General features: G+C 65.2%; 11 protein-coding genes. 8 read left to right on the plus strand and 3 right to left on the minus strand.

The window, feature by feature from the left end; all coding sequences use genetic code 11:
• Window positions 1–66: 66 nt before the first annotated feature.
• The 6 genes from ACXZ1M_RS23500 to ACXZ1M_RS23525 all read left to right on the plus strand — a co-directional run bounded on the left by ACXZ1M_RS23500 (window position 67) and on the right by ACXZ1M_RS23525 (window position 17498).
• Window positions 67–771 (plus strand): SIMPL domain-containing protein, encoded by a 705-nt coding sequence (locus tag ACXZ1M_RS23500; protein ID WP_459050018.1) that lies wholly within the window; start codon window positions 67–69, stop codon window positions 769–771.
• Window positions 772–966: 195 nt separating this feature from the next.
• The gene (locus ACXZ1M_RS23505; RefSeq protein WP_459050019.1) at window positions 967–12822 is read left to right on the plus strand and encodes a hypothetical protein; all 11856 of its coding nucleotides are present in this window, start codon (window positions 967–969) and stop codon (window positions 12820–12822) included.
• Window positions 12823–12948: 126 nt separating this feature from the next.
• Window positions 12949–13086 carry a hypothetical protein gene (locus ACXZ1M_RS23510; protein ID WP_459050020.1) on the plus strand — a complete coding sequence of 46 codons (138 nt, stop codon included), beginning with the start codon at window positions 12949–12951 and terminating at the stop codon, window positions 13084–13086.
• A 191-nt stretch (window positions 13087–13277) separates the two neighbouring features.
• The gene (locus ACXZ1M_RS23515; RefSeq protein ID WP_459050021.1) at window positions 13278–13418 is read left to right on the plus strand and encodes a hypothetical protein; all 141 of its coding nucleotides are present in this window, start codon (window positions 13278–13280) and stop codon (window positions 13416–13418) included.
• A 117-nt stretch (window positions 13419–13535) separates the two neighbouring features.
• A complete protein-coding gene (locus ACXZ1M_RS23520) occupies window positions 13536–13901 on the plus strand; it encodes a hypothetical protein (RefSeq protein WP_459050022.1) in 366 nt (121 codons plus the stop codon).
• A gap of 75 nt (window positions 13902–13976) precedes the next feature.
• The gene (locus ACXZ1M_RS23525) at window positions 13977–17498 is read left to right on the plus strand and encodes a response regulator (RefSeq protein WP_459050023.1); all 3522 of its coding nucleotides are present in this window, start codon (window positions 13977–13979) and stop codon (window positions 17496–17498) included.
• Here the strand turns inward: ACXZ1M_RS23525 and ACXZ1M_RS23530 are convergent.
• Window positions 17476–18885: a M16 family metallopeptidase gene (locus tag ACXZ1M_RS23530; RefSeq protein WP_459050024.1), complete on the minus strand. Its 1410-nt coding sequence runs from the start codon at window positions 18883–18885 to the stop codon at window positions 17476–17478. The two genes, ACXZ1M_RS23525 and ACXZ1M_RS23530, sit on opposite strands and share 23 nt — an antisense overlap.
• Before the next feature lie 4 nt (window positions 18886–18889).
• Window positions 18890–20212: a M16 family metallopeptidase gene (locus tag ACXZ1M_RS23535; protein ID WP_459050025.1), complete on the minus strand. Its 1323-nt coding sequence runs from the start codon at window positions 20210–20212 to the stop codon at window positions 18890–18892.
• A gap of 109 nt (window positions 20213–20321) precedes the next feature.
• Between ACXZ1M_RS23535 and ACXZ1M_RS23540 the strand changes: the two genes are divergently transcribed.
• Together ACXZ1M_RS23540 and ACXZ1M_RS23545 are read left to right on the plus strand one after the other, a co-directional pair.
• Window positions 20322–20801: an acyl-CoA thioesterase gene (locus ACXZ1M_RS23540; protein ID WP_459050026.1), complete on the plus strand. Its 480-nt coding sequence runs from the start codon at window positions 20322–20324 to the stop codon at window positions 20799–20801.
• Window positions 20798–21868, plus strand: a complete 1071-nt coding sequence (locus ACXZ1M_RS23545; protein WP_459050027.1) for an alpha/beta fold hydrolase — start codon at window positions 20798–20800, stop codon at window positions 21866–21868. Before ACXZ1M_RS23540 ends, ACXZ1M_RS23545 begins: the two co-directional genes overlap by 4 nt.
• Here ACXZ1M_RS23545 and ACXZ1M_RS23550 read toward each other — a convergent pair.
• Complete coding sequence (locus ACXZ1M_RS23550) at window positions 21865–22638, minus strand: flagellar brake protein (RefSeq protein ID WP_459050028.1); 774 nt, start codon at window positions 22636–22638, stop codon at window positions 21865–21867. The two genes, ACXZ1M_RS23545 and ACXZ1M_RS23550, sit on opposite strands and share 4 nt — an antisense overlap.
• Window positions 22639–22656: the final 18 nt, after the last annotated feature.

Raw genomic sequence — 22656 nt, forward strand, 5'->3', positions numbered from 1 at the left:
AAGATTAAGTAGACATACTTGTCTACTTAATCGATACTGTGATTTTTCAATCACAGGAATACGTCCATGCTGAAATCGCTCGTCTTTGCCGCCGCCTTGTTGCCATGCCTCGCCCAGGCGTCCGGCCTGCCGGCGTATCCCTTCATCCACGCCACCGGCGAGGCGTTCGTGATGGTGGTGCCGGACCTGGGCGAGATCGACTTCGACATCAGCGCCTACGACGCCGATCCGGCCGTCGCCGTGGCGCTGGTGGCCGAGCGCGCGGAGCAGGTGCGCGCCGTGCTGGCCGATGCGGACGCCAGCGCCGAGATCCACAACATGCGCAAGGAAATGCGCAAGGCCGAGCGCCCGGAGGCCGCCGCCGTGCCCGACTACGATATCCGCAGCTCGGTCCACATCGTGGTGCGCGACCTCGGCAAGTGGCGTCTCATCATGCAAGCGCTGCTGGCCATGCCCAACATCGACTACATGGCGACCAGCTTTGGCCGTAGCGATCGCCTCGCCTCCGAGCAGGAGCTGATGGCCGCCGCCGTCAAGGACGCGCAGCGCCGCGCCGAAGGCATGGCCGGCGGCTTCGGCAAGAAGGTGGGGGCGGTCACGGCCGTCTCCGCCGGCCAGCTGCGCAACCTGACCCACGCGGTGGGCCTGATGCCGGGCGATTTATATGCCCGCAACCGCAGCGTCGATACCGCCCCCGCCGACAAGGATTTCCTGGCCATCGAGGTACTGCGCTGGACGCAAACGGTGGACATGATTTTCCGCATAAAGTAAGCGAATAGGCAAACTTGCTTTTTCCTCTGTTGTTTTTATAGAGAAATTTATATTTTCCTGAAAGTCGCACCATTTTCGTTGGTAAATCGGCCATCAAAATGTTAGCTTGGCACCTCGTCCGACCACCCAAAGAAGGTGGCGGAAACGTTGCCGGACAGTAGATTTGGCGCGCAAACCAACACTCAGGGAAAAATTATGGGAATCATCAACGGCACCGATAGTGCTGACAACCTCGTTGCGACCAATGGCGGCGATACGCTCAACGGCTTTGGCGGCAACGATGTGCTTACCGGTGGCAAGGGCGCCGATGTCGTCAACGGCGGCGCGGGCAACGACTTCATCAACGTGCGCGGCGGTGATTCCGATACGGTGGACGGCGGCGAGGGCAATGACCGCGTCACGTATTACAGCAGCGCCGGCCAGCTGGTGGTCGACCTGGAGGCCGGCACGGCCGATGACGGCAGCGGCAAGATCGACCACCTGAGCAGCATCGAGCGCATCTCCGGCAGCTCCGGTTACGCCGACATCATCACCGGCCGCGCCGACACCAATGAAACCCTGTACGGCAACGCCGGCAACGACACCCTGGACGGCGGCGTCGGCGGCAGCGACACCACCGGCTACATCTTCGTCACCTACGGCGGCAGCGGCGTCGAGGTGAACCTGGCGACCGGCACCAGCAGCGGCGCCGACGGCAACGACGTGCTGATCAACTTTGAAAACATCGAAGGCAGCAACAACAACGACACGCTGACCGGCGACGACGGCGCCAACATCATCTGGGGCTTCCACGGCGACGACCAGCTGACCGGCGCCGGCGGCAACGACACCCTGATCGGCGCCGCCGGCAACGACACGGCGTATTACAGCGGCAACCGCGCGGACTACACGCTGACCACGCTGGCCAACGGCGACACCCTGGTGCAGGACAATCGTGACGGCTCGCCGGACGGCACCGACACCGTGCGCGGCGTCAAGACGCTGCAGTTCGCCGACAGCCAGGTGGTGGCGGTGGCGCAGGAGCAGGCCGTTAGCAGCACGCTGACCGGCCACCAGAGTTTCAACGTCTCGGCCATGCTGCTGGGCACGGGCGGCGGCGCCAGCACCGGCTATGTGACGGCGTTCCGCGCGGCCGACGCCAATGGCGAAGGCATCTATGTGCGCCTGTTCGATGCCGACGGCATCGCCCGCAGCAGCGATCTGCTGGTCAACACCACCACCACCGGCGACCAGCGCGCGCCTGTCGTTTCGGCGCTGACCAACGGCGGCTTTGTCGTGATGTGGGACAGCACGCCGGAAGCCGGCGTGTACACCAATCCCGGCCTGGTGGAAATCAAGCTGCAGCGTTTCGACGCCGATGGCAACAAGCTCGGCGGCGAAGTGGACGTCAACACCACCACCGCTTCCCAGCAACGCTTCCCGTCGGTGGTTTCGACCTTCGACAACGGCTTCATGACGGTGTGGCAGTCGCGCCATGAGGGCGGTGGCGCCAATGCCGGCATCTATGGCCAGAAATTCGATTACTTTGGCAACAAGGTCGGCGGCGAGGTGCAGATCAACACCACGGTGGCCGGCAACCAGCTGTATCCGCTGGTGCGCCAGACGCTCGGCGTGGCCGATGAAGACGGCGTGAGCCACGGCGGCCTGGTCGCCGTGTGGCAAGGCCAGCTGTCGAACGGCAGTTTCGGCCTGGCCCAGCAGCAGTTCGATGGCTCCGGCAACAAGATCGGCGGCGAACAGATCGCCTACGTGGCGCCGGCCGGCGCCTTGATGAACTTCGTGCACCAGAGCATGGTGGACGGCGGCTACGTGCTGTCCTGGGTGATGACGCTGGCCGACGGCAGCGGCGCCGTGATGGCGCGCACCTTCAACAACGACGGCTCGGCCCGCGCAGCCGCGTTTACCGTGGCAACGGGCGACCACTACCTGGGCAACGACCTGATCCTGTGCGACAACGGCGACGTCATGATCGTGTGGGACGTCCAGTACGCCGACGGCTCCAGCGCCATCGTCGGCCGCAACTTCAACGTGAACAGCGGCGAACCGACCGGCGACCTGTACCTGATCAGCGACCATGCCAACGGCGGCAACGTGGTGTATCCGACCCTCAGTTCGTCGGGCAACGGCGATGTGGTGGTGAGCTGGAACATCCAGGGCAATGCGATCCACGGCGACAGCGGCGGCGTGTATCAGCAGGTGATCAACAATTACGGCGAGCCACAGAACGGCACCTTCGATACCGGCGCCACGCCGGACGCCACCAGCTTCACGGTGAAGGCGGTCCCGGGCGGCGACGCGGCGCTGACCGACAGCACCGGCCACTATCTGCTGGGGGCGGCGCTCGACAGCGGCGACCGGGTCAGCGTGCAGCACCTGGCCCTCAGCGGCACGGCCGCGTTCGGCACCACGGTCACCATCTACTCGGGCGACGACGTGCTGCTGGTGGTTCGTCCCGACGACCAGGGCCTGTGGTCGGCCGACCTGAAGTCGCTGGCCGACGGCGTCTACCAGCTGCAGGCGGTGGTGACGGACGCCTTCGGCCATGCCAGCGCGGCCAGCGCGGCGTTCGAGTTGACGGTGCAGAACAGCGTCATCGAGGGCACCGGCGGCGACGACAACGCCGCCTACTGGAACGCCAACGGCGCCAACAGCAGCGCGCAAACCCTGAACGGCGGCGATGGCAACGACACGCTCAACGGCGGCGGCGGCCAGGACACCCTGGACGGCGGCGCCGGCAACGACACCTACATCATCGTCAACGGCGACGAGGTGATCCAGGAAGCGGCCGGCCAGGGCACAGACACCATCGTTTCCAGCTACGGCTCCTACATGCCGGACAACGTGGAAAACCTGACCGTTACCGGCAACGCCGCCGGCGGCCTGATCGGCAACGACTTGAACAACGTCCTGCGCGGCGGTAGCGGCGGCGAGTACATGAACGGCCTGGTCGGCGACGACACGCTGTACGGCAACGCCGGTAATGACAACTTCGACGGCAGCGTCGGCAACGACGTCGAGTACGGCGGCGACGGCGACGACTTCTTCATCGGCGGCCTCGGCGACAGCGGCAACGACCTGATGGACGGCGGCGCCGGGCGCGACTTCTTCAACCTGTCCACCGGCCAGGACACCATCCTGGGCGGCGCCGGCGGCGAGGACACGCTCTACACCGCCATCCCGGGCGCCACCCATGGCGTGAACATCAACCTGGCGACCGGCGCCATCCTCGACAACGGCTACGGCGACGCCGGCAGCATCGGCGGCATCGAACACATCGAGGGCACGCAGTTCGCCGACAGCTTCACCGGCAGCGCCGCCGATGAAGATTTCTACTCGCATGGCGGCGACGACACCATCGACGGCGGCGCCGGCGTGGACGCCGTCATCTATGGCGGCCAGGCCAACTTCACCGGCAGCCTGAGTACCGGCACCGGCAGCAGCAGCGACGGCACCATCCACTTCAGCAATGTGGAAGCGCTGGGCGGCGGCGGCGGCAACGACAGCTTGACCGGCAGCGCCGGCAACGACATCCTCGGCGGCATGCTGGGCAACGACACGCTGGTGGGCCTGGGCGGCAACGACACCCTGTACGGCGACGGCGGCAACGACACCGCCGTTTATCGGGGCAACAAGGCCGACTACATCGTCAGCACCCAGAGCGACGGTTCGGTCAAGGTGCAGGACAAGCGCACCACCGGCAGCACGCTCGATGGCACCGACACGCTGACCGGCGTGCGCACCCTGAAATTCGCCGACGGCACCATGGACCTGAAGGCGGTCGACCAGGTCGTCAGCAGCGCGCCCGGCGGCTACCAGATCTACCAGAGCACGGCGGCCCACTGGTATCGCGACGGCGGCTTCGTGGAGGTGTTCCGCGCCAGCGACGGCAGCGGCGACGGCCTGTATGTGCGGGCCTTCGATGAAGATGGCAATCCCAAGGGCGGCAACATCCTGATCAACGCCGGCAATACCGGTGGCGACCAGCGCGCGCCGGTGGTGGCCAGCCTGGAGTTCGAGGGCTATGTGGTGGCCTACCACAGCAATCCGACGCTGGGCGCCGCCTACGACGACCACGGCTGGGACGTGATGGTGCAGGTCCTCAACGACGCCGGCAATCCGGTCGGCGCCCCGGTCAACGTCAGCAACACGGCCGGCGTGGCGCAGCGCCTGCCGAGCGTCGCCGGTCTCAACTACGGTGGCTTTGCCGTGGCATGGCAGTCGGCCCAGGCCGGCGAGGATGGCCATCTGGCGGTGTATGCGCGCATGTTCAATTCCGCCGGCCAGCCGATGGGGCCGGAAATCCAGGTCGGCGTCACCAGCGACTACAACCAGAGCGGCCCGGTGATCACCGCCCAGAACGACGCCGGCGCGGTGGTCACCTGGTCCGGCATCACGCAGGACGGCCATTACGGCTTCATCGAACAGCGCTTCGATGGCGGCGGCAACAAGGTCGGCGGCGAGAACGTGGTGTTCACCACCCCGGACGCGACCGCCCAGCTGTCGGTGGTGCACAGCACGCGCACGGCCGACGGCGGCCACGTGCTGAGCTGGATCTACGACGCCGACGGCGCCGGCGCCGGCGAAAACGTGGTGATGGTGCGTCACTACGACGCTACCGGCGCGGCCACCGGCGAGGCCATGGTGGTCGCCAGCGCCGGCTATCAATACTCGGCCTCGGTGCTGGGCTTGAGCGACGGCAGCTATATGGTGGTGTGGGACGCTGAGAATAAAGATGGCAGCTCGGCCATCATGGGCCGCCGCTACGGCAGCGACGACAGCCCGCTGACGGGCGAGTTCAAGATCAGCAACACGGCCACCGCAGGGACCAAGCTGTTCCCGACCCTGAGCGAATTCCAGGATGGCAAAGTGGTCGTCGCCTGGGGCACGCAAGGCATGGCCGAGCTGACCTCCAGCGGCGGCATCTACCAGCAGGTCATCGATTTCAACGGTGCGCCTTTGTTCTATGCCGGCGATTCCTCGACCGTCAAGCCGGTCGCGCCGGTGCTGACCGTGCAAACCGTGGTCGGCGGCGCCCAGCCGGTGCTGGACCCGGCCTACCCGAGCGCGGCCTACTACCTGAAGGATGCGCCGATGACCAGCGGCGCCAGCGTCAGCAACAGCCATGTGGTGGTCAGCGGCACCGCCGCGCTCGGTTCCAGCATCACCGTCAAGGACGGCGCCACCGTGCTGGGCACGGCGCTGGTGGACGACGACGGCCGCTGGGCGCTCGACGTCAAGGCGCTGGGCAACGGCAACCATGACCTGACGGCGGTGGTGACCGACATGTTCGGCAAGGCCAGCGCGGCCAGCGCCATCTTCAAGGTGGCGATCAACGGCGCCATCGCCGGCACCGCCGGCGCCGATGGCGAAGCGTACTGGATTACGCGCGGCGCCAACGGCAACGCCCAGACCCTGAACGGCCTGGACGGCAACGACACGCTCAACGGCGCCGGCGGCAACGATACCCTGGTGGGCGGCGGCGGCGACGATGTCTACATCGTCAACAACACCGGCGTCACCATCACCGAGGCAGTCGGCGGCGGCAACGATACGGTGCGCACGGCGGTGACACTGACGCTGGCGGCGAACGTCGAAAATGCCGAGCTGACCGTCGATCAGAGCACGGCGCTGACCGGCAATGCGCTCAACAACATCCTGTTGGGCAACGACGGCAACGATACGCTCAACGGTGGCGCCGGCAACGATACGATGGGCGGCGGCGACGGCGACGACACGTATGTGGTCGACGCGGTGGGCGACGTGGTCAACGAGCAGAAATATAACGGCGTCGATACCGTGCAGGTGGCGTTCGCTGCGGCCGGCACCTACAAGCTGGGCGCCAATATCGAGAACGCCATCGCGACCGGCACGGTGGTCATCGACCTTGAGGGCAACGACCAAAGCAATCTGCTGACCGGCAATAGCGCAGGCAACAAGCTGGACGGCGGCCTCGGCAACGACACCCTGAACGGCGGCGCCGGCAACGACACCATGGCCGGCGGCGGCGATGACGACACCTACGTGGTGGACGCCGCCGGCGACATGGTCACCGAACTGGCGGACGAGGGCGATGACACGGTCCTGACCGCGTTTGGCGCCGTCACGCTGGCGGCCAATGTGGAGAACCTGAAATACACGGGCAGCCTGGCGTTCACCGGCACCGGCAACGCCGGCGCCAACCTGATCGAAGGCGGCATCGGCGCCGATACGCTGATCGGCAATGGCGGCAACGACACCCTCAAGGGCGGCGCCGGCAACGACTCGCTGCTGGGCGGCGAGGGCGACGACGTGCTGATGCCGTCGGGCGGCGCCAGCGGCGTGGACGTGGTCGACGGCGGCAGCGGCGACGATACCGTGGTCCTGATCGGCGACTTCAATGGCTTTACCCGCACCCGCGTGACCGAAAGCGACACCAAACTGGTCAACGCGGCCACCGGCGAAACGGTCACTATCCGCAACGTCGAGCATGTCACGTTCGGCAATGGCAGCTACGACCTGGCCGAGCTGATCGCCAATAGCGCCAGCCCCGGCGCCGACCTGATCATCGGTACCGTCAACGACGACGTGCTCGATGGCGGCGCCGGCGCCGATACCCTGGCCGGTTCGCTGGGCGACGACGTCTACAAGATCGACAACAAGGATGACGTGATCCAGGAACTGGCCGACGAGGGAATGGACACGGCGGAGGTCAACCTGGCCGCAGCCGGCAGCTACACCCTGGGCGCCAACGTCGAAAACGGCAAAGTGACCGGCGCGGCCGCCGTCAATCTGATCGGCAACGACCTCGCCAACACGCTGACCGGCAACGCCGCCGCCAACACGCTGACCGGCAATGCCGGCAACGACACCCTGATCGGCGGCGCCGGCAACGACACCATGATCGGTGGCGACGGCGACGACCAGTACCTGGTGAGCGACGCCGGCGATGTGGTGACCGAGGCGGCCGACGGCGGCTTGGACAAAGTCGTCACCGGGCTGGCGAGCTACACTCTGGCGGCCCAGGTGGAGATTCTTGAATTCAATGGCAGCGTGGCGTTCACCGGCACCGGCAACGACCTTGGCAACCTCATCAGTGGTGGCGCGCTGGGCGACAAGCTGTCCGGCATGGGCGGCGGCGATGCGCTGAGCGGCGGCGCGGGCGCGGATACGCTCGATGGCGGCGCCGGCAACGATGCGCTGTTCGGCGGCACCGGCAACGACAGCCTGCTGGGCGGCGCCGACGACGACCTGCTGAACGCGGGCACCGGCGTCGACGTGGCCGACGGCGGCACCGGCGAAAACGACGTGCTGGAGCTGCTGGGCGACTACGACAGCTACGCCATCACCCGTCCGAACGCCACCGACCTGGTGTTCGTGAACGCCAGCACCGGCGAGAACATCACGGCGCGCAATATCGAGGCATTCAACTTCAACGGCGAGCTCCGGACCTACGGGCAAACCATCCTCAACAAGGTCAGCAACTTCGGCGACATGCTGATCGGTACGCTCGGCAACGACGCCGAGATCGACGGCAAGGGCGGCGCCGACACCATGATCGGCTTTGACGGCGACGATACTTACATCGTCGACGTGGCCGGCGATGTGATCATTGAAAATGCCAATGAAGGCAACGACACGGTCAAGGTCGACTTCAAGGCGGCCGGCACCTACACCCTGGGCGAGGAGGTGGAGAACGCCATCGTCGGCGGCACGCTGGCGGTCGGCGTCACCGGCAATATGCTGGACAATGTACTCACCGGCAACGCCGCCGCCAACAAGTTGACCGGCCTGGAAGGCAACGACACGCTCAACGGCGGTGCCGGCAGCGATACCCTGATCGGCGGCGACGGCGATGACGTGTACGTGGTCGATGTGGCCACCGACGTGGTGACCGAAGCTGTGGAAGGCGGCTTCGACACGGTGCAGACCGCGATGGCCAGCTACACGCTCGCCGCCAATGTGGAAGTGCTGTATTTCAACGGCACGGTGGGCTTCAGCGGCACCGGCAACGCGTTGAACAATGAGATCTACGGCGGCACCAAGGCCGACACCCTGAGCGGTGGAGCTGGCAACGACACCATCTACGGCGGCGACGGCAGCGACAGCCTGCTCGGCGGCGAAGGTGATGACGTGCTGTACGCCGGCACCGGCGCCGGCGACGTTGCCGATGGCGGCGTTGGCAGCGATACGCTGGTGCTGTCCGGCGTCTTCGAGGACTATGTGCGGACCCGCATCAGCGCCACCGATACCAAGCTGGTGAATGGTGCAACGGGCGAGTCGGTCATTGCGCGCAATGTCGAAACCTTCGTTTTCACCTCGTCCGAGGAAACCCTGGGCGTTGACGACATCAACTTCAACCTGGCCAGCGTCGGCAACGACAAGCTGATGGGTACGGACGACAACGATTCCATCGATGGCGGCGCCGGCAACGACACGATGACCGGCCTGCTGGGCGATGACATCTATGCAGTGGACGTGGCCACCGACGTGGTGGTGGAAGCCGAAGATGCCGGCATAGACCTGGTACAGGTGGCCTTCAAGACCGCCGGCGGCACTTACGTCATGGCGGCCAATGTGGAGTACGCCACTGTCACCGGCCTTGTGGCAACCAACGTCACCGGCAATGGGCTGGACAACATCATCACCGGCAACAGCCTGGCCAACAAGCTTGATGGCGGCGCGGGCAACGACACCTTGATCGGCGGCGCCGGCATCGATACCCTGATCGGCGGCGCGGGCAACGACGTCTATGTGGTGGACGTCGCCGGTGATGTGCTGACGGAAGCGCTCAACGGCGGCACCGATAGCGTGGAAACCGCCTTGGCCAGCTATACCCTGGGCGCCAACATCGAGAACCTGAAATCGACGGCGATCGGCACCCTTGCCTTCACCGGCAACGGCAATGCGCTCGACAACGAAATCATCGGCGGCGCCGGCAAGGACACCCTGAACGGCGGCGCCGGCAACGATACGCTGTCCGGCGGCGCCGGCGACGACAGCCTGCTCGGCGGCGACGGCAACGACGTGCTGAACGCCGGCACAGCGCTGCTCGGCGACGTGGTCGACGGCGGCGGCGGCAACGACATCTTGAGCCTCGATGGCGATTTCGCCGACTACGTGCGTTCCCGTCCGAACGCGACCGACACCAAGCTGGTCAAGGCCTCCACCGGCGAAATTATCATCCTGCGCAATGTGGAAACGGTGAGTTTCGACGGCATGCTGAAATCCATCAACGAGGTCAACGCCGGCCTGGTCAGCGTCGGCGACGACACGCTGACCGGCACCAGCGGCGCCGATACCATCAACGGCGGTACCGGCAGTGACCTGATGATCGGCCTGGAAGGTAACGATACCTATGAGGTCGATGTCGCCACCGACACGATCACGGAGCTCGACGGCGGCGGCATCGACCTGGTGAACGTGGCCTTCAAGGCGGCCGGCACCTACGTGCTGTCGTCCTACGTGGACAACGCCACCGTCACTGCGGCGGCAACCATCGCCGTCAACCTGACCGGCAATGCACAGAACAACGTGCTGACCGGTAACGCGGCAGCCAACACGCTGATCGGCGACGCCGGCGACGACACGCTCGACGGCGGCGCGGGTGCCGACAAGCTGACCGGCGGCACCGGCAACGATGTCTACGTGGTCGATGTGGCCGGCGATGTCGTGACCGAGCTGGCCGACGGCGGCACCGATACGGTGCAAACCAAGCTGGCCAGCTACACCCTGGGCGCGAATGTGGAGAACCTGGTCTTCCTGGGCACCGGCGCCTTCACCGGCACCGGCAATGCGCTGGCCAACAAGCTGACCGGCGGCGTCGGCAACGACAGCCTGGTCGGCGGCCTCGGCAACGACACGCTGGACGCCGGCACCAGCGGCGCCGGCGACAAGGACGTGATCGACGGCGGCGGCGACGTCGACACCCTGGCCGGCCTGGAAGCCTTCGGCAATTACAAGGTCTCGCGGCCGAACGCCACCGATACCGTGCTCACGCACACCAGCGGCGCGGTGATCACGGTGCGCAACGTGGAGAGCTTTTCCTTCGACGGCGTGGTCAAGACGCTGGAACAGGTGCAGGATAACGTGGCCTCGCTGGCCGGCGATAACCTGACCGGCACCGACGGCAACGACAACATCAACGGTGGCACCGGCGCCGATACCATGGCCGGCGGCCTGGGCGACGACACCTACACCGTCGATATCGCCGGCGACGTGGTGACCGAAGGCGGCGACGCCGGTACCGACCTGGTGAACGTGGCCTACACCACGGCCGGCCAGACCTACACTGTGGGCGCGAACGTGGAAAACGCCACCGTGATCGGCACGGTGGCCACCAACCTGACCGGCAATGCGTTGAGCAATGTCCTGACCGGCAACGCCGTGGCGAATACGCTCATCGGCAACGAGGGCAACGACACGCTGATCGGGGGCGCCGGCAACGACACCATGGTGGGCGGCAGCGGCGACGACGTCTACGTGGTCGATGTGGCCACCGACGTGGTCACCGAAGCCGATGGCGCCGGCACCGATCTCGTCCAAACTACCGCCGCAGCCTACACCCTGGGCGCGTTTGTCGAGAACCTGAGCTACACCGGCACGGCAGCGTTTGCCGGCACCGGCAATGCGCTCGCCAACATCATCACCGGCGGCATCGGCAAGGACACGCTGAGCGGCGGCGGCGGCAACGACACCCTGACCGGCGGCGCCGGCGACGACAGCCTGCTCGGCGGCGACGGCGACGACTCGATGTCGGCCGGCACCGGCGCGGCCGACGTCATCGACGGCGGCGCGGGCACGGACCTGGTGACGGTGCTGGGCAACTTTGCCGCCTACACCCGCAGCCGGGTCAGCGTTACGGAAACCAAGCTGGTCAACGCAGCGACCGGCGAGTCGCTGACCATCCGCAACGTCGAGACCGTGCACTTCGCGGATGGCGACAAGGCGCTGGCGGACCTGATCGACAATGCGGCCAGCCCGGGCGCCGATACCTTGGTGGGCACGACCGGCAACGACATCATCAACGGCCTGGGCGGCATCGACGTGATGAGCGGCGGGGAGGGCGATGACATTTACGTGGTGGACGTGGCCGGCGACGTGGTCACCGAACTGGCGGACGAGGGCACGGACCTGGTGCAGGTGGCCTACACGGCGGCGGGCAGCTACACGCTGGGCGCCAACGTGGAAAACGGCACGGTGACCGGCACGCTGGCCATCGGCATCGTCGGCAATGAGCTGGACAATACGCTGACCGGCAACGCCGTGGCCAACAAGCTGACCGGCGGCCTCGGCAACGACACGCTGATCGGCGGCGCCGGCAACGACAGCCTGATCGGCGGCGACGGCGACGACGTCTACGTGGTCGACGTGGCCGGCGACGTGGTGACCGAACTGCTGAACGGCGGCACCGACCTGGTGCAGACCACGGCGGCTACCTACACGCTGGCGGCCAACGTCGAGAACCTGCGCTACATCGGCTCGGCGGCCTTCACCGGGACCGGCAATGCGCTGGACAACGACATCAAGGGCGGCGCCGGCGCCGACAAGCTGAACGGCGGTATTGGCAACGATACCCTTGCCGGCGGCCTGGGCAACGACACTCTGACCGGCGGCGTCGGCAACGACACCTTTGTGCTCAACAGCGCCACCGGCGTCGACACCATCACCGACTTCGCCAACAGCGTCGCCAAGGGCTTCGACAAGCTCGCCATCAGCCAGGCGGCGTTGACGATCGGCAATGGCGATGCGCAGGTGGACGGTGGCGTGCTGCGCGCGGCGCCCGGCGGCTTTGCGGCCGACGCCGAACTGGTGATCTTCTCGTCCAACAGCGGCGGCATCACGCCCGCCGCCGCCGCGCTGGTGATCGGTTCGGCCAACAGCGGCTTCACGCTGGGCCAGCAGACCTTGTTCGTGGTGGACAACAACAGCGCCAGCTATGTCTACCTGTTCAAGTCCAGCGGCACGGACGCGCTGGTGTCGGCGGGCGAGCTGACCCAGATCGCCATCATCACCGGCAACCCTGCCACGACGCTGATGGACTACCAGTTCATTGATGCAATATCGATCATCTAGTGCCACGATCATCTAAGGCCTGATCCGGCCCCTGCGTGTGCTGCCGCACGCAGGGGTTTTTTTCGTCCTTTGCGAATGGCGCCGTCTGTCCGACACTGAAGACTAAGCCATCCCAAGGAGAGCAGCATGCATCTGCACACCACCCCCGACCCCGACCTGCCGCCACCCGAGCCGGAGAAAGATCCGCCGCCGGATAACCAGCCTTTGCCGGACCAGGCGCCCATCGAAGAACCGACGGCGCCCAAGCCGCCGATTAAAACTTGACGATTAATTATGTTGCTGTGTGAACCAGCGCACCGTCCGTTGTGTGGAACGGACGGTATTCTAGTTCCACGCTCTATATTGTTGCTGTCTGGATATATTTTTTGCTTTTTGTGGCCCCTGTCACACAGCTGCAATGAAAGAGTTTCTATAATTTAGTCATGTCATCGGTTTCTGTTCACGGAGAGCAAATCATGGGCAATTCATTACACAACAAAATCTACCTTGGTCGTCGCAGCGTCGCACTGAACACCAAGCGTGTACAAGCCCTGATTTGCATCGCAGCGTTCGCCAGCATCGGCCTGGCGTGGCTGATCATCCGAGCGTTCCAGTAAAATCTTTATTGCCATTGTCGTCCTTGGACGGGTCCCGTCGGCAGCGCTTCGGCTTGCCGCGCGGGCCGGGTGCGCGTACCATGAGGGCCGCAGCAGTCTTTTATGGATAAAATGGCAATGAAGAACGAAAAATTCACGCAGGACGAGCACGACGCCCTGAACGAAATCAAACGCGGCATCAAGGGTGACCGTGTCAGCGCGTGCATCGGCCGCAACACCAAGCGCCTGTCCGGCCTGAAACTGATCAGCATCGCCCACAACGGCCGCATCTCGCTGACCGAAAAAGGCGAGCAGACCATTTTCCTGCGCCGCTGCGTGCTGGCCTTGCGCGCCCTGGCCGAGCAGGCCGGCGCCGCCATCGACGCCGACGTCGCCATGTTCCTCGGTAAAAAATCCCACATCGTCGAGCGCGCCGAGGGCGGCTTCGAAATCAGCGAGAAGGGACGCGAGTCGCTGGAAGACATCATTAAACAAGGCTACTGATAAAAACGCTCCTCCGGAGCGTTTTTTTTGTTGTAATGTAGAGCTTAAACCAGAACAAAAGCGCCCAGGCCCTTCATGAGATTCGCCACACTGCAAAAGTTTCGCAAACTATTCGGTGTCCTGGTGGCGGCCGTGGTGCTGGGCCTGCTGGTGGTGTCGCTGTTCGTGGCCCACGTGCTCAATCAAAGCCGGCTGCGCTACTACGCCAGTGCCGAGGAAACCTCGCACAACCTGGCCGTCTTGCTGGAAAATTTCCTGCACTCCCATTTCCAGGAGGTCGAGCTGGCCATGCGCCGCGCCGACCTGGAATTCCGCACCATGCATCTGGAAGGCCGCTACACGGACGAGAAGTTCAGCGCCTTCCTGCGCAGCCTGAAGGAACGCTTGCCGCAGGCCCAGGCGGTGCGCGGCTCGAACGCCGCCGGGCTGGTGCTGTACGGCGAGCAGATCGACCTGGCCAAGCCGCAGGACTTGAGCATCCGCGAATTCTTTACCCGCGCGCGCGACGAACACCAGCTGATCTTCGGCGTGCCGGTCAAGTCGCGCATCACCGGCGAATGGGTGCTGCCGCTGGTCTATCCGCTGACCCTGCCGAACGGCACCTTTGGCGGCACCGCCTATGTGCTGATGAACAGCTCGCACATCACCGAATCGTTTGCCGGGCTGAACATCGGCAAGAACGGCTCGCTGGTGCTGCTCGACGATAGAAAGCGCGTGCTGCACCGTTATCCCGAGGTGCCAGGCATGGAGTTTGGCAGCGTGATCCGGGTCAACCCGATCACCCAGGACATCCTCGACGGCAAGCAGGCGCGCGCCAGCTACACCATCGTCAGTCCGCGCGACGGCCGCGAGCGCACCCTCAGCGTGGAGAAGGTGGGCGCCTATCCGGTGTTTGTGGTGGCCGGCCTGGCCAGCGAGGACTTCCTGGCGCCATGGCACAGGGAGGTGCGCAACGCCGTGGCCTTCCTGTCGCTGCTGATCGGGTTGGCGGTGGCGTTGCTGCTGGGCGTGCGCTACGGCCTGCGCAAGCAGTACCAGGCGCTACAGGCGCTGGTCGATGCGGACCGCGCGCTGCAAGCCTCGCTGACCAAGTTGACGGCGTCGGAATCGCGCTGGCGCTCGCTGACCGAAGGGCTGCCGCAGATGGTGTGGACCGCCACGCCGGAACTGCGGCTGGACTTCCTGAGCCATCATTGGGAAAGCTTCAGCGGCATCCCGGCTGCGCAGCTGATCGCCAGCGGCGACTGGTCGCGCGTGATCCATCCGGACGACATGCCGGTGGTGACGGCGGCCTGGCAGCAGGCGCTGCTGGGCGGCGACCAGTTCCGCTGCGATTGCCGCCTGCGCCGCCACGACGGCGAGTGGCGCGTGTTCGACAACCACGCCCTGCCGCAGAAGGACGCCGCCGGCGGCATCCTGAGCTGGGTGGGCAGCAGCACCGACAGCACCGAATTGCGCGCCGGCCACGCCGCGCTGTTGCAGGCCAAGGAGGCGGCCGACCAGGCCGGCCGCGCCAAGTCCGACTTCGTGGCCAATATGAGCCACGAGATCCGCTCGCCGATGAACGCCGTGCTGGGCATGCTGCAGCTGCTGCGCCAGACCGATATGAGCGGGCGCCAGCAGGACTATGTCGACAAGGCGCATGCCGCCGCCAGCGCCTTGCTGGGACTGCTTAACGACGTGCTGGACTTTTCCAAGGTGGAGGCGGGCAAGCTGATGCTCGATCCGCATCCGTTCCGGCTCGACAAGCTGTGGCGCGACCTGGCGGTGATCCTGTCGGCCAATGTGGGAGCGAAGAATATCGAGGTGCTGTTCCGCATCGCGCCGGAGCTGCCGGCGATGGTGGTGGGCGATGCGCTGCGGCTGCAGCAGGTGCTGCTCAACCTGGCCGGCAACGCCATCAAGTTCACCGAACGCGGCGAGGTGGTGGTGTCGGCGCAGCTGGTGGCGCAGGGCGAGCACAGCCTGTCGATCGCGTTTGCCATCCGCGACACCGGCATCGGCATCGCGGCCGACCAGTGCGAGCATATCTTCGACGGCTTTTCGCAGGCCGAGGCTTCCACCGCGCGACGCTTCGGCGGCACCGGCCTGGGACTGGCGATCAGCCAGCGCCTGGTGCGGCTGATGGGCGGCACGCTGCGCGTGGTCAGCGAACCGGGGCACGGCAGCGTGTTCGACTTTACGGTGGAGCTGGGCAAATCCGGCCAGCAGCCGGCGGCCGACGCCTTCACGCTGCTGGCGGAGCAGGACGCGCTGATGCGCGGGCTGTCCTGCCTGGTGGTCGACGACAATCCGGTGGCGCGCACGGTGTTGCGCGAAATGGCGACCTCGTTCGGCTGGAAGGTGGACGTGGCGGCGGACGGTTACGAGGCGCTGGACGCGATCGCCGCGCAGCTCGGCCGGCGCAAGGCGTACGACGTGGTGTTCATCGACTGGCGCATGCCGGCGCTGGACGGCTGGGAAACCAGTTGCCGCATCCGCCAGCTGGCGCCCGAGGGCAAGACGCCGCTGATCGTGATGGTGACGGCGCACGACCGCGAACTGCTGGCGCAGCGGCACTGTGAAATGACGCCGGTGCTGGACGGTTTCGTGGTCAAGCCGGTGACGGCGTCGATGCTGTTCGATGCGGTGGCCGATGCGCGGCTGGACAATCGCAAGCCGTTCGCATCGGTGTCGGCGCCGTCGCAGCAGCGCTTGTGCGGCATGCGGCTGTTGCTGGTGGAGGACAATCCGGCCAACCAGCAGGTGGCCAGCGAATTGCTGAGTCATGAAGGCGCGCAGGTGGAGGTGGCCAGTTCGGGGCAGATGGCGCTGGCCATCGTGACGCGGGGCGGGGCGTTGCCGGATCTGATCCTGATGGATATCCAGATGCCGGAGATGGACGGCTATCAGACCACGCGCGCGATCCAGGCCAGGCTGGGCAAGGCCACGCCGCCCATCGTGGCGATGACGGCCAACGCGATGATGGCCGACCGCATCGCCGCGCTGGAGGCGGGCATGGCCGATCACATCGGCAAGCCGTTCGACCTGGAGCAGCTGATTGCGGTGATCCTGACGCATGGCACGCAGCGCGCTTTGGAGGCGGCGGGCGTGGCAACGGGGGCAGTCGCGGCCATAAGCGCGATGGGCGCGCGAGGGGCCGCAGCGTCGGCGGAAGCGGCGACCACGTCGTCGGCGTCACCGGCGGGGGGCGGGGGCGCAGCCGCCGGAACGGCCGACGACGGCGGCGCCATGCCGCTGCCCGACGCCGGCCTGAACAGCGCGGCCGCGTTGAAACGGCTGGGTGGATTGGAGTCGGTCTACCTGATCGCGCTGCGCAGCTTCGTCGCGGAAGCGGAAAAGCTGCGCGCCGAGCTGGAAGCCGCGCGCGGCGAACAGAACAGCGCTCGCGCCTTGCTGGCCCTGCACACGCTGAAAGGGCTGGCCGGCACCGTCGGCGCCGACCGCCTGGCCGCGCTCAGCCAACTGGCCGAACGCGCCCTCAAACAGGACGCCGAAGACTGGCCGCCGCTGGAACTGGTCCTCGACGCCTGCCCCGCAGTCGCCGAAGACATCGACCAGCTACTCGCGGCTACTAGCGGAAGCCGTCGGCAGTAATCTCCAGCTCGCTCACCTCGCCATATTTGGCCGCCACGCCCCGTATATCGGCAGCCTTGCCGATCAACACGGTCTGCAGATTGGTGCGCGGGAAGTGCTTGTCCACCAGCGCCTTGGCGCGTTCCGGCGTCAGGCTATCGACATCGCGCATGAAGTTGTCGATCTGCTCGCGGCCGACCTGGTTGGCGTACATCTCGCCCAGCAGGGCCGCCAGCTGCTCGCCGGTTTCGTAGCGCGGCGGGAACTGGCCTTTCACGTAAGCCTTGGCCGATTCCAGCGTCGCCTTGTCGATGCCCTTGTCCCACAGGCGCTGATAGGTCTTGTGCGCCAACGCCAGCGCCGCTTCCGTCTTGGCTGAAGCGGTAAAGCTGCTGACGGCGAAGGTGCCGGTCTGCGACAGCATGGCGAACTGGCTATTGGCGCCGTAGGTCAGGCCGGAATTCACGCGCAGCTCGTCGTTCAGCCACGAGGTGAAACGGCCGCCCAGCACGGTGTTAATCACCTGCAGCGGCACGTAGTCCGGATCGTTGCGGGCAATGCCGGCGCCGCCGATCAGGAAGGTGGTCTCGATGGCGTCCGCCTTGTTGACCAGCAGCACGCGGGCCTTGTCGGCCTTGACCTTGCCGTTGTCCTGCGCGGCCGGGGCCGGGCCGCTGGCCTTCCATGCGCCGAACAGCGACTCGATCTGCTTGCGCATCTCGGCCTTCTGGAAATCGCCCACCACGATGATGGCGGCGTTGTCCGGACGGTAGTACTGCTGGTGATAGCGCTGCACGTCGTTCTGCTTGAGCGCACTCAAGCTACCGATGGTGCCGCTGGCCGGGATGCCATAAGGGCTGTCGCCGAACAGCATGGCGCGGTAATAAGTCTGCACCACATTGCGCGGCGCTTCCTTGGCTTGCTTCAGGCCGTTCACCTTGCGCTCGCGCAGCTTGGCCAGTTCGGCCTCGTTGAAGCCCGGCTGCTGGACGATTTCCGCAAACAGCGGCAGCAGGGCGGTGCTGTCGGCCTTGGCGAAGTTGGCTTGCACGGTGCTGGCTTCCGCACCGGCGCCGCCGGCCAGGCGCGCGCCGCGATAGTCGAAGGCTTGGTCGATGGCGGCCTTGTCGCGCGTTTTGGTGCCGAGCAGCAGGGCGTCGCCGGTCAGGTTGGACAGGCCGGGCTGCTTGCCGTCGTTGACCGCGCCGGCCTTGACGACCGCGCGCACCGAGATCAGCGGCACGTCGTGGCGCTCCATCAGGTAGACGGTCAGGCCGTTTTGCAGGGTGACGGTATCGAACTCCGGCAGGCGGAACTCGGCCGCGTGCGCCGGCGCGAGGACGAGCAGGGCGGCGGCGAGCGCGGCGGCCGCAGCGCGCATCGGCGTGGTGGTGATGGTCGGGGTCATGTAATCAATCCTCCTTCGCGGCGAGCACACCGACGGTGCGCTGCGATTTCTTCAAGTATTTGGCGGCGACGGCCTGGATGTCGGCCGGCGTCAGCTTCTGGAAGGCAACGGGGGCGTCGAACATTTTGCGATAATCGCCAAAGAAGACTTCATAGTTGCCCAGTTGCTGAGCCTTGCCGTTGATGGTTTCCTGCTCGCGGTAGAGGTTGACCAGCTTCTGGTTCTTCACCTTTTGCAGTTCCTCATCGCTCACGCCATCCTTGACCAGCTTGTCCAGTTCGGCCAGCAGCGCCTGTTCCAGCTGCGCCGGCTCGACCTTGGCGGCGGCCACGGCCGAAACATACAGCAGGCCCGGATCGAAACCATCGAGGCTATTGGCGCTGACCTGGGTCGCCAGCTGCTTCTCCACCAGCGCCTTGTACAGGCGCGAGGTCTTGCCGTCGGCCAGCAGGCTTTGCAGCACTTCCAGCGCGTAGTAATCGGGATTGTCGGCGCGCGGGATCTTGTAGGCCACGGTGAGGTTGGCCGAGGTGGCCGATTCCTTGGCCACGAACACGCGCCGCTCGCCTTTCTGCGGCGGCTCGACGGTGCGGACCGCCGGTGGCAGGTCGCGCTTGGGAATGGCGCCGAAATATTTGGTCGCCAGCTTCTTCACCTCGTCGGCCTTGACGTCGCCGACGATCACCGCCACCGCGTTGTTGGGCGCGTAATAGGTGCGGAAGTAGCGTTCCAGGTCTTCCTGGGTCCAGGCCTTGATGTCGGACTCGTTGCCGATCACCGACCAGGAATAGGGATGGGCCAGGAAGGCCACGCTGTTGATCTCTTCGCGCAGCATGCGCATGTTCGAGTTCTCCAGCCCGGTGCTGCGTTCGGACAGCACCACGCCGCGCTCGCTGGCCACCATCTTCGGATCGATGGTCAGATGCGCGATGCGATCGCTCTCCAGCGTGAAGATGGTTTCCAGCGACGAGGCCGGGAACCAGTCCTGGTACACGGTCAGGTCGGTGCTGGTGTAGGCGTTGTTGGAGCCGCCCTTGGCTTCCATGGTGCGGTCGAACATCTTCGGCCCGAACTTCTTCGAACCGTTGAACATCATGTGCTCGAAAAAGTGCGACAGGCCGGTGATGCCGGGCGCTTCATTGCGCGAGCCCACCTTCCAGAAGGTGTACATATTGGCGTTGGGGATGCCGTGCGATTCGAGCACGATGAACTTCATGCCGTTGGCCAGGGTGAAGGTTTGCACCTCGTTGGCGTTGACGGCGGCCTGCGTGGTGGCGGCCATGCCGATGCCGAGCATCAGGCTGGCGGCCAGGACTTTCCATTTCATGAGCGCTCCTTCAAAAATGTCAGCGCAAAGCATACAGCTTTTTGATAACTATTTGCGAATGACAAGCTTAGCGGATAGCATGATGCTAAATATAACTGGGAGCTATGCAATGGAAAAACCGATGAGCTGGGTAGCGCATGAACTGAGCATGACCGTATTGATGACGCCGGACATGGCCAACTTCTCCGGCAACGTCCACGGCGGCACCATCCTGAAGTATCTCGACAGCGTGGCTTATGCCTGCGCCAGCCGCTACTCGGGCAGCTACGTGGTGACCTTGTCGGTGGACCAGGTGATGTTCCTGCAGCCTATCCACGTGGGCGAACTGGTGACCTTCCTGGCATCGATCAACTACACCGGCCGCACCTCGATGGAAGTGGGCATCCGCGTGGTGACGGAAAATATCCAGCAGCGCCTGGTACGCCACGCCAATAGCTGCTACTTCACCATGGTGGCGGTGGACGCGCACCGCAAGCCGGTGGAAGTGCCGGAGCTGGTGCCGGAAACCGAAGAACAGAAACAACGCTGGGAACAGGCCCTGCTGCGCAAGCAGGCACGCCAGATGGTGCACGGCAACCGCAAGAAATGAAGCGCCTCGCCGTTGCTGCCGCACTGACGGTGGCCATGGCCGGCGCGCTGGCCGCACAGCCGACGGCACGCGAAGTGATCGGCGATGTCGGCCGCATCGTCGCGCCGAACGGCGTGCAGGAAAACTTCAAGCTGCGCATCGGCGGCATCGACCAGTGGATCTACACACGTGGGCAGGATCGCAAGAATCCGGTGCTGCTGTTCGTCCACGGCGGGCCGGCCTCGCCAAGCGCGCCGACCATGTGGCTGTACCAGCGGCCGCTGGAGGAGTATTTCACGGTGGTGAACTACGACCAGCGTGGCGCCGGCCGCACCTACCTGGACAATGATGTGGAAGCCGTGCGGCCAACGCTGCGCATCGGCCGCTTCGTCGATGATGCGGTGGAGATTGCGCAGGCCATCTCCAAACGTTACGGCAAGCGCAAGGTGATCCTGGTTGGCCACAGCTGGGGCACGGTGGTGGGCATGCGCGCGGTGCTGGCGCATCCGGAGTTGTTCCATGCCTACGTTGGCATCGGCCAGGTCATCAGCATGCTGGACAACGAAAAAGTCAGCTTCGACTTCGCCATGGCGCAGGCGCGCAAGGAAAACAACGCGAAGGCGATCAAGGAGCTGGAATCGATCGCGCCCTATCCGGGCAACACGCCGATCACGCGCGAACGCATCGTGATCGAACGCACCTGGGCGCAGAACTACGGCGGACTGGCGGCCTACCGCAGCGATTTCTCCTACTACTTCAACGCGCCGTTGCTATCGCCCGAATATGACGACAAGGCCGTGCAAGCCATCGACCAAGGCAGCCTGCTGACGCTCGATAGCGTGCTGAAGGAGTGGCTGGAAGTGGACTTCAAGCCGGTCGCCAAATTCCCGGTGCCGGTGGTGATGTTCATGGGCCGCCATGACTACACCACACCGTCGGAGCCGACGGCGGCGTGGCTGGCAAAAGTCAAAGCGCCGTACAAGCGCGCCGTATGGTTTGAAAACTCGTCGCACCTGGTCCAGTTCGAGGAGCCGGGCAAAACCCTGGTCAGCCTGCTGGAATATGTGCGACCGCTGGCGCGTGACTAGCGGTGCCCTGGGGCGTTGTTGATCTGGTCGATCAGGAGTTTCATTTCGGCTGCCGCCTCGGGCTTCAGATTGACGAATTGGCAGCCGATGTGCATTTGCTCGCCTGCCAGGAAGGAGCGGAAGCCGCGCGTGAAGCGTACTTCCAGTTCGGCGACGATGACCAGCTCGCCGTCCAGCTCCAGATGCACTTCCGGCAGCTTGCGGCCCTTGATCAGGCCCTTGGCCGCGATCTTCGAGCAGCGCAGGCCGAGGCCGCCCAGCGAGAAGTCGTAGATCGACCATTCGTGGATGGTGCCGTGGATGTCGAGCGAGGCCGTGAAGTTGTCGCCAAGCGGCGTTTCCACACGTTCTACGGCGCGCCGGTCCAGCACCGCGCAGGTTTCCGGGAAGGTCAGGGGGATCAGGTGCGGTTGGCCGGGCAGCGTTTTCCAGTCCTGGCTGGTGAGGCGGAATTGAATCTTTGCCTTGGGCAGCACCGCAACAAAGGTGATCTTGCCGGGTGGGAGTTCGAGCCCTTCGTTCAATTCCAGCACGAAATGCGGCAGCTCGGGATCGACCGACAGGATGCGCGCCAGCACCGGTTCGCGGCTGCCGGTCACGTACAAGGTGATGGCGTCGCCGTGGGTGGCGAGTTGCGTCAGGGCGTCGCCGATATCGTCCTCGCTCGTCATCTCATACGAGCTGGCCGAGGCCGGAATCGTTGCGATCGCATCCTGGGGCCGTGGCGGCCCTTTGCGGATGATGACCCCAATGTGTTCTTCGAGAAGCATATCGTTCTTCTTGATAAG

It is taken from the genome of Duganella paludis, from assembly GCF_054461335.1.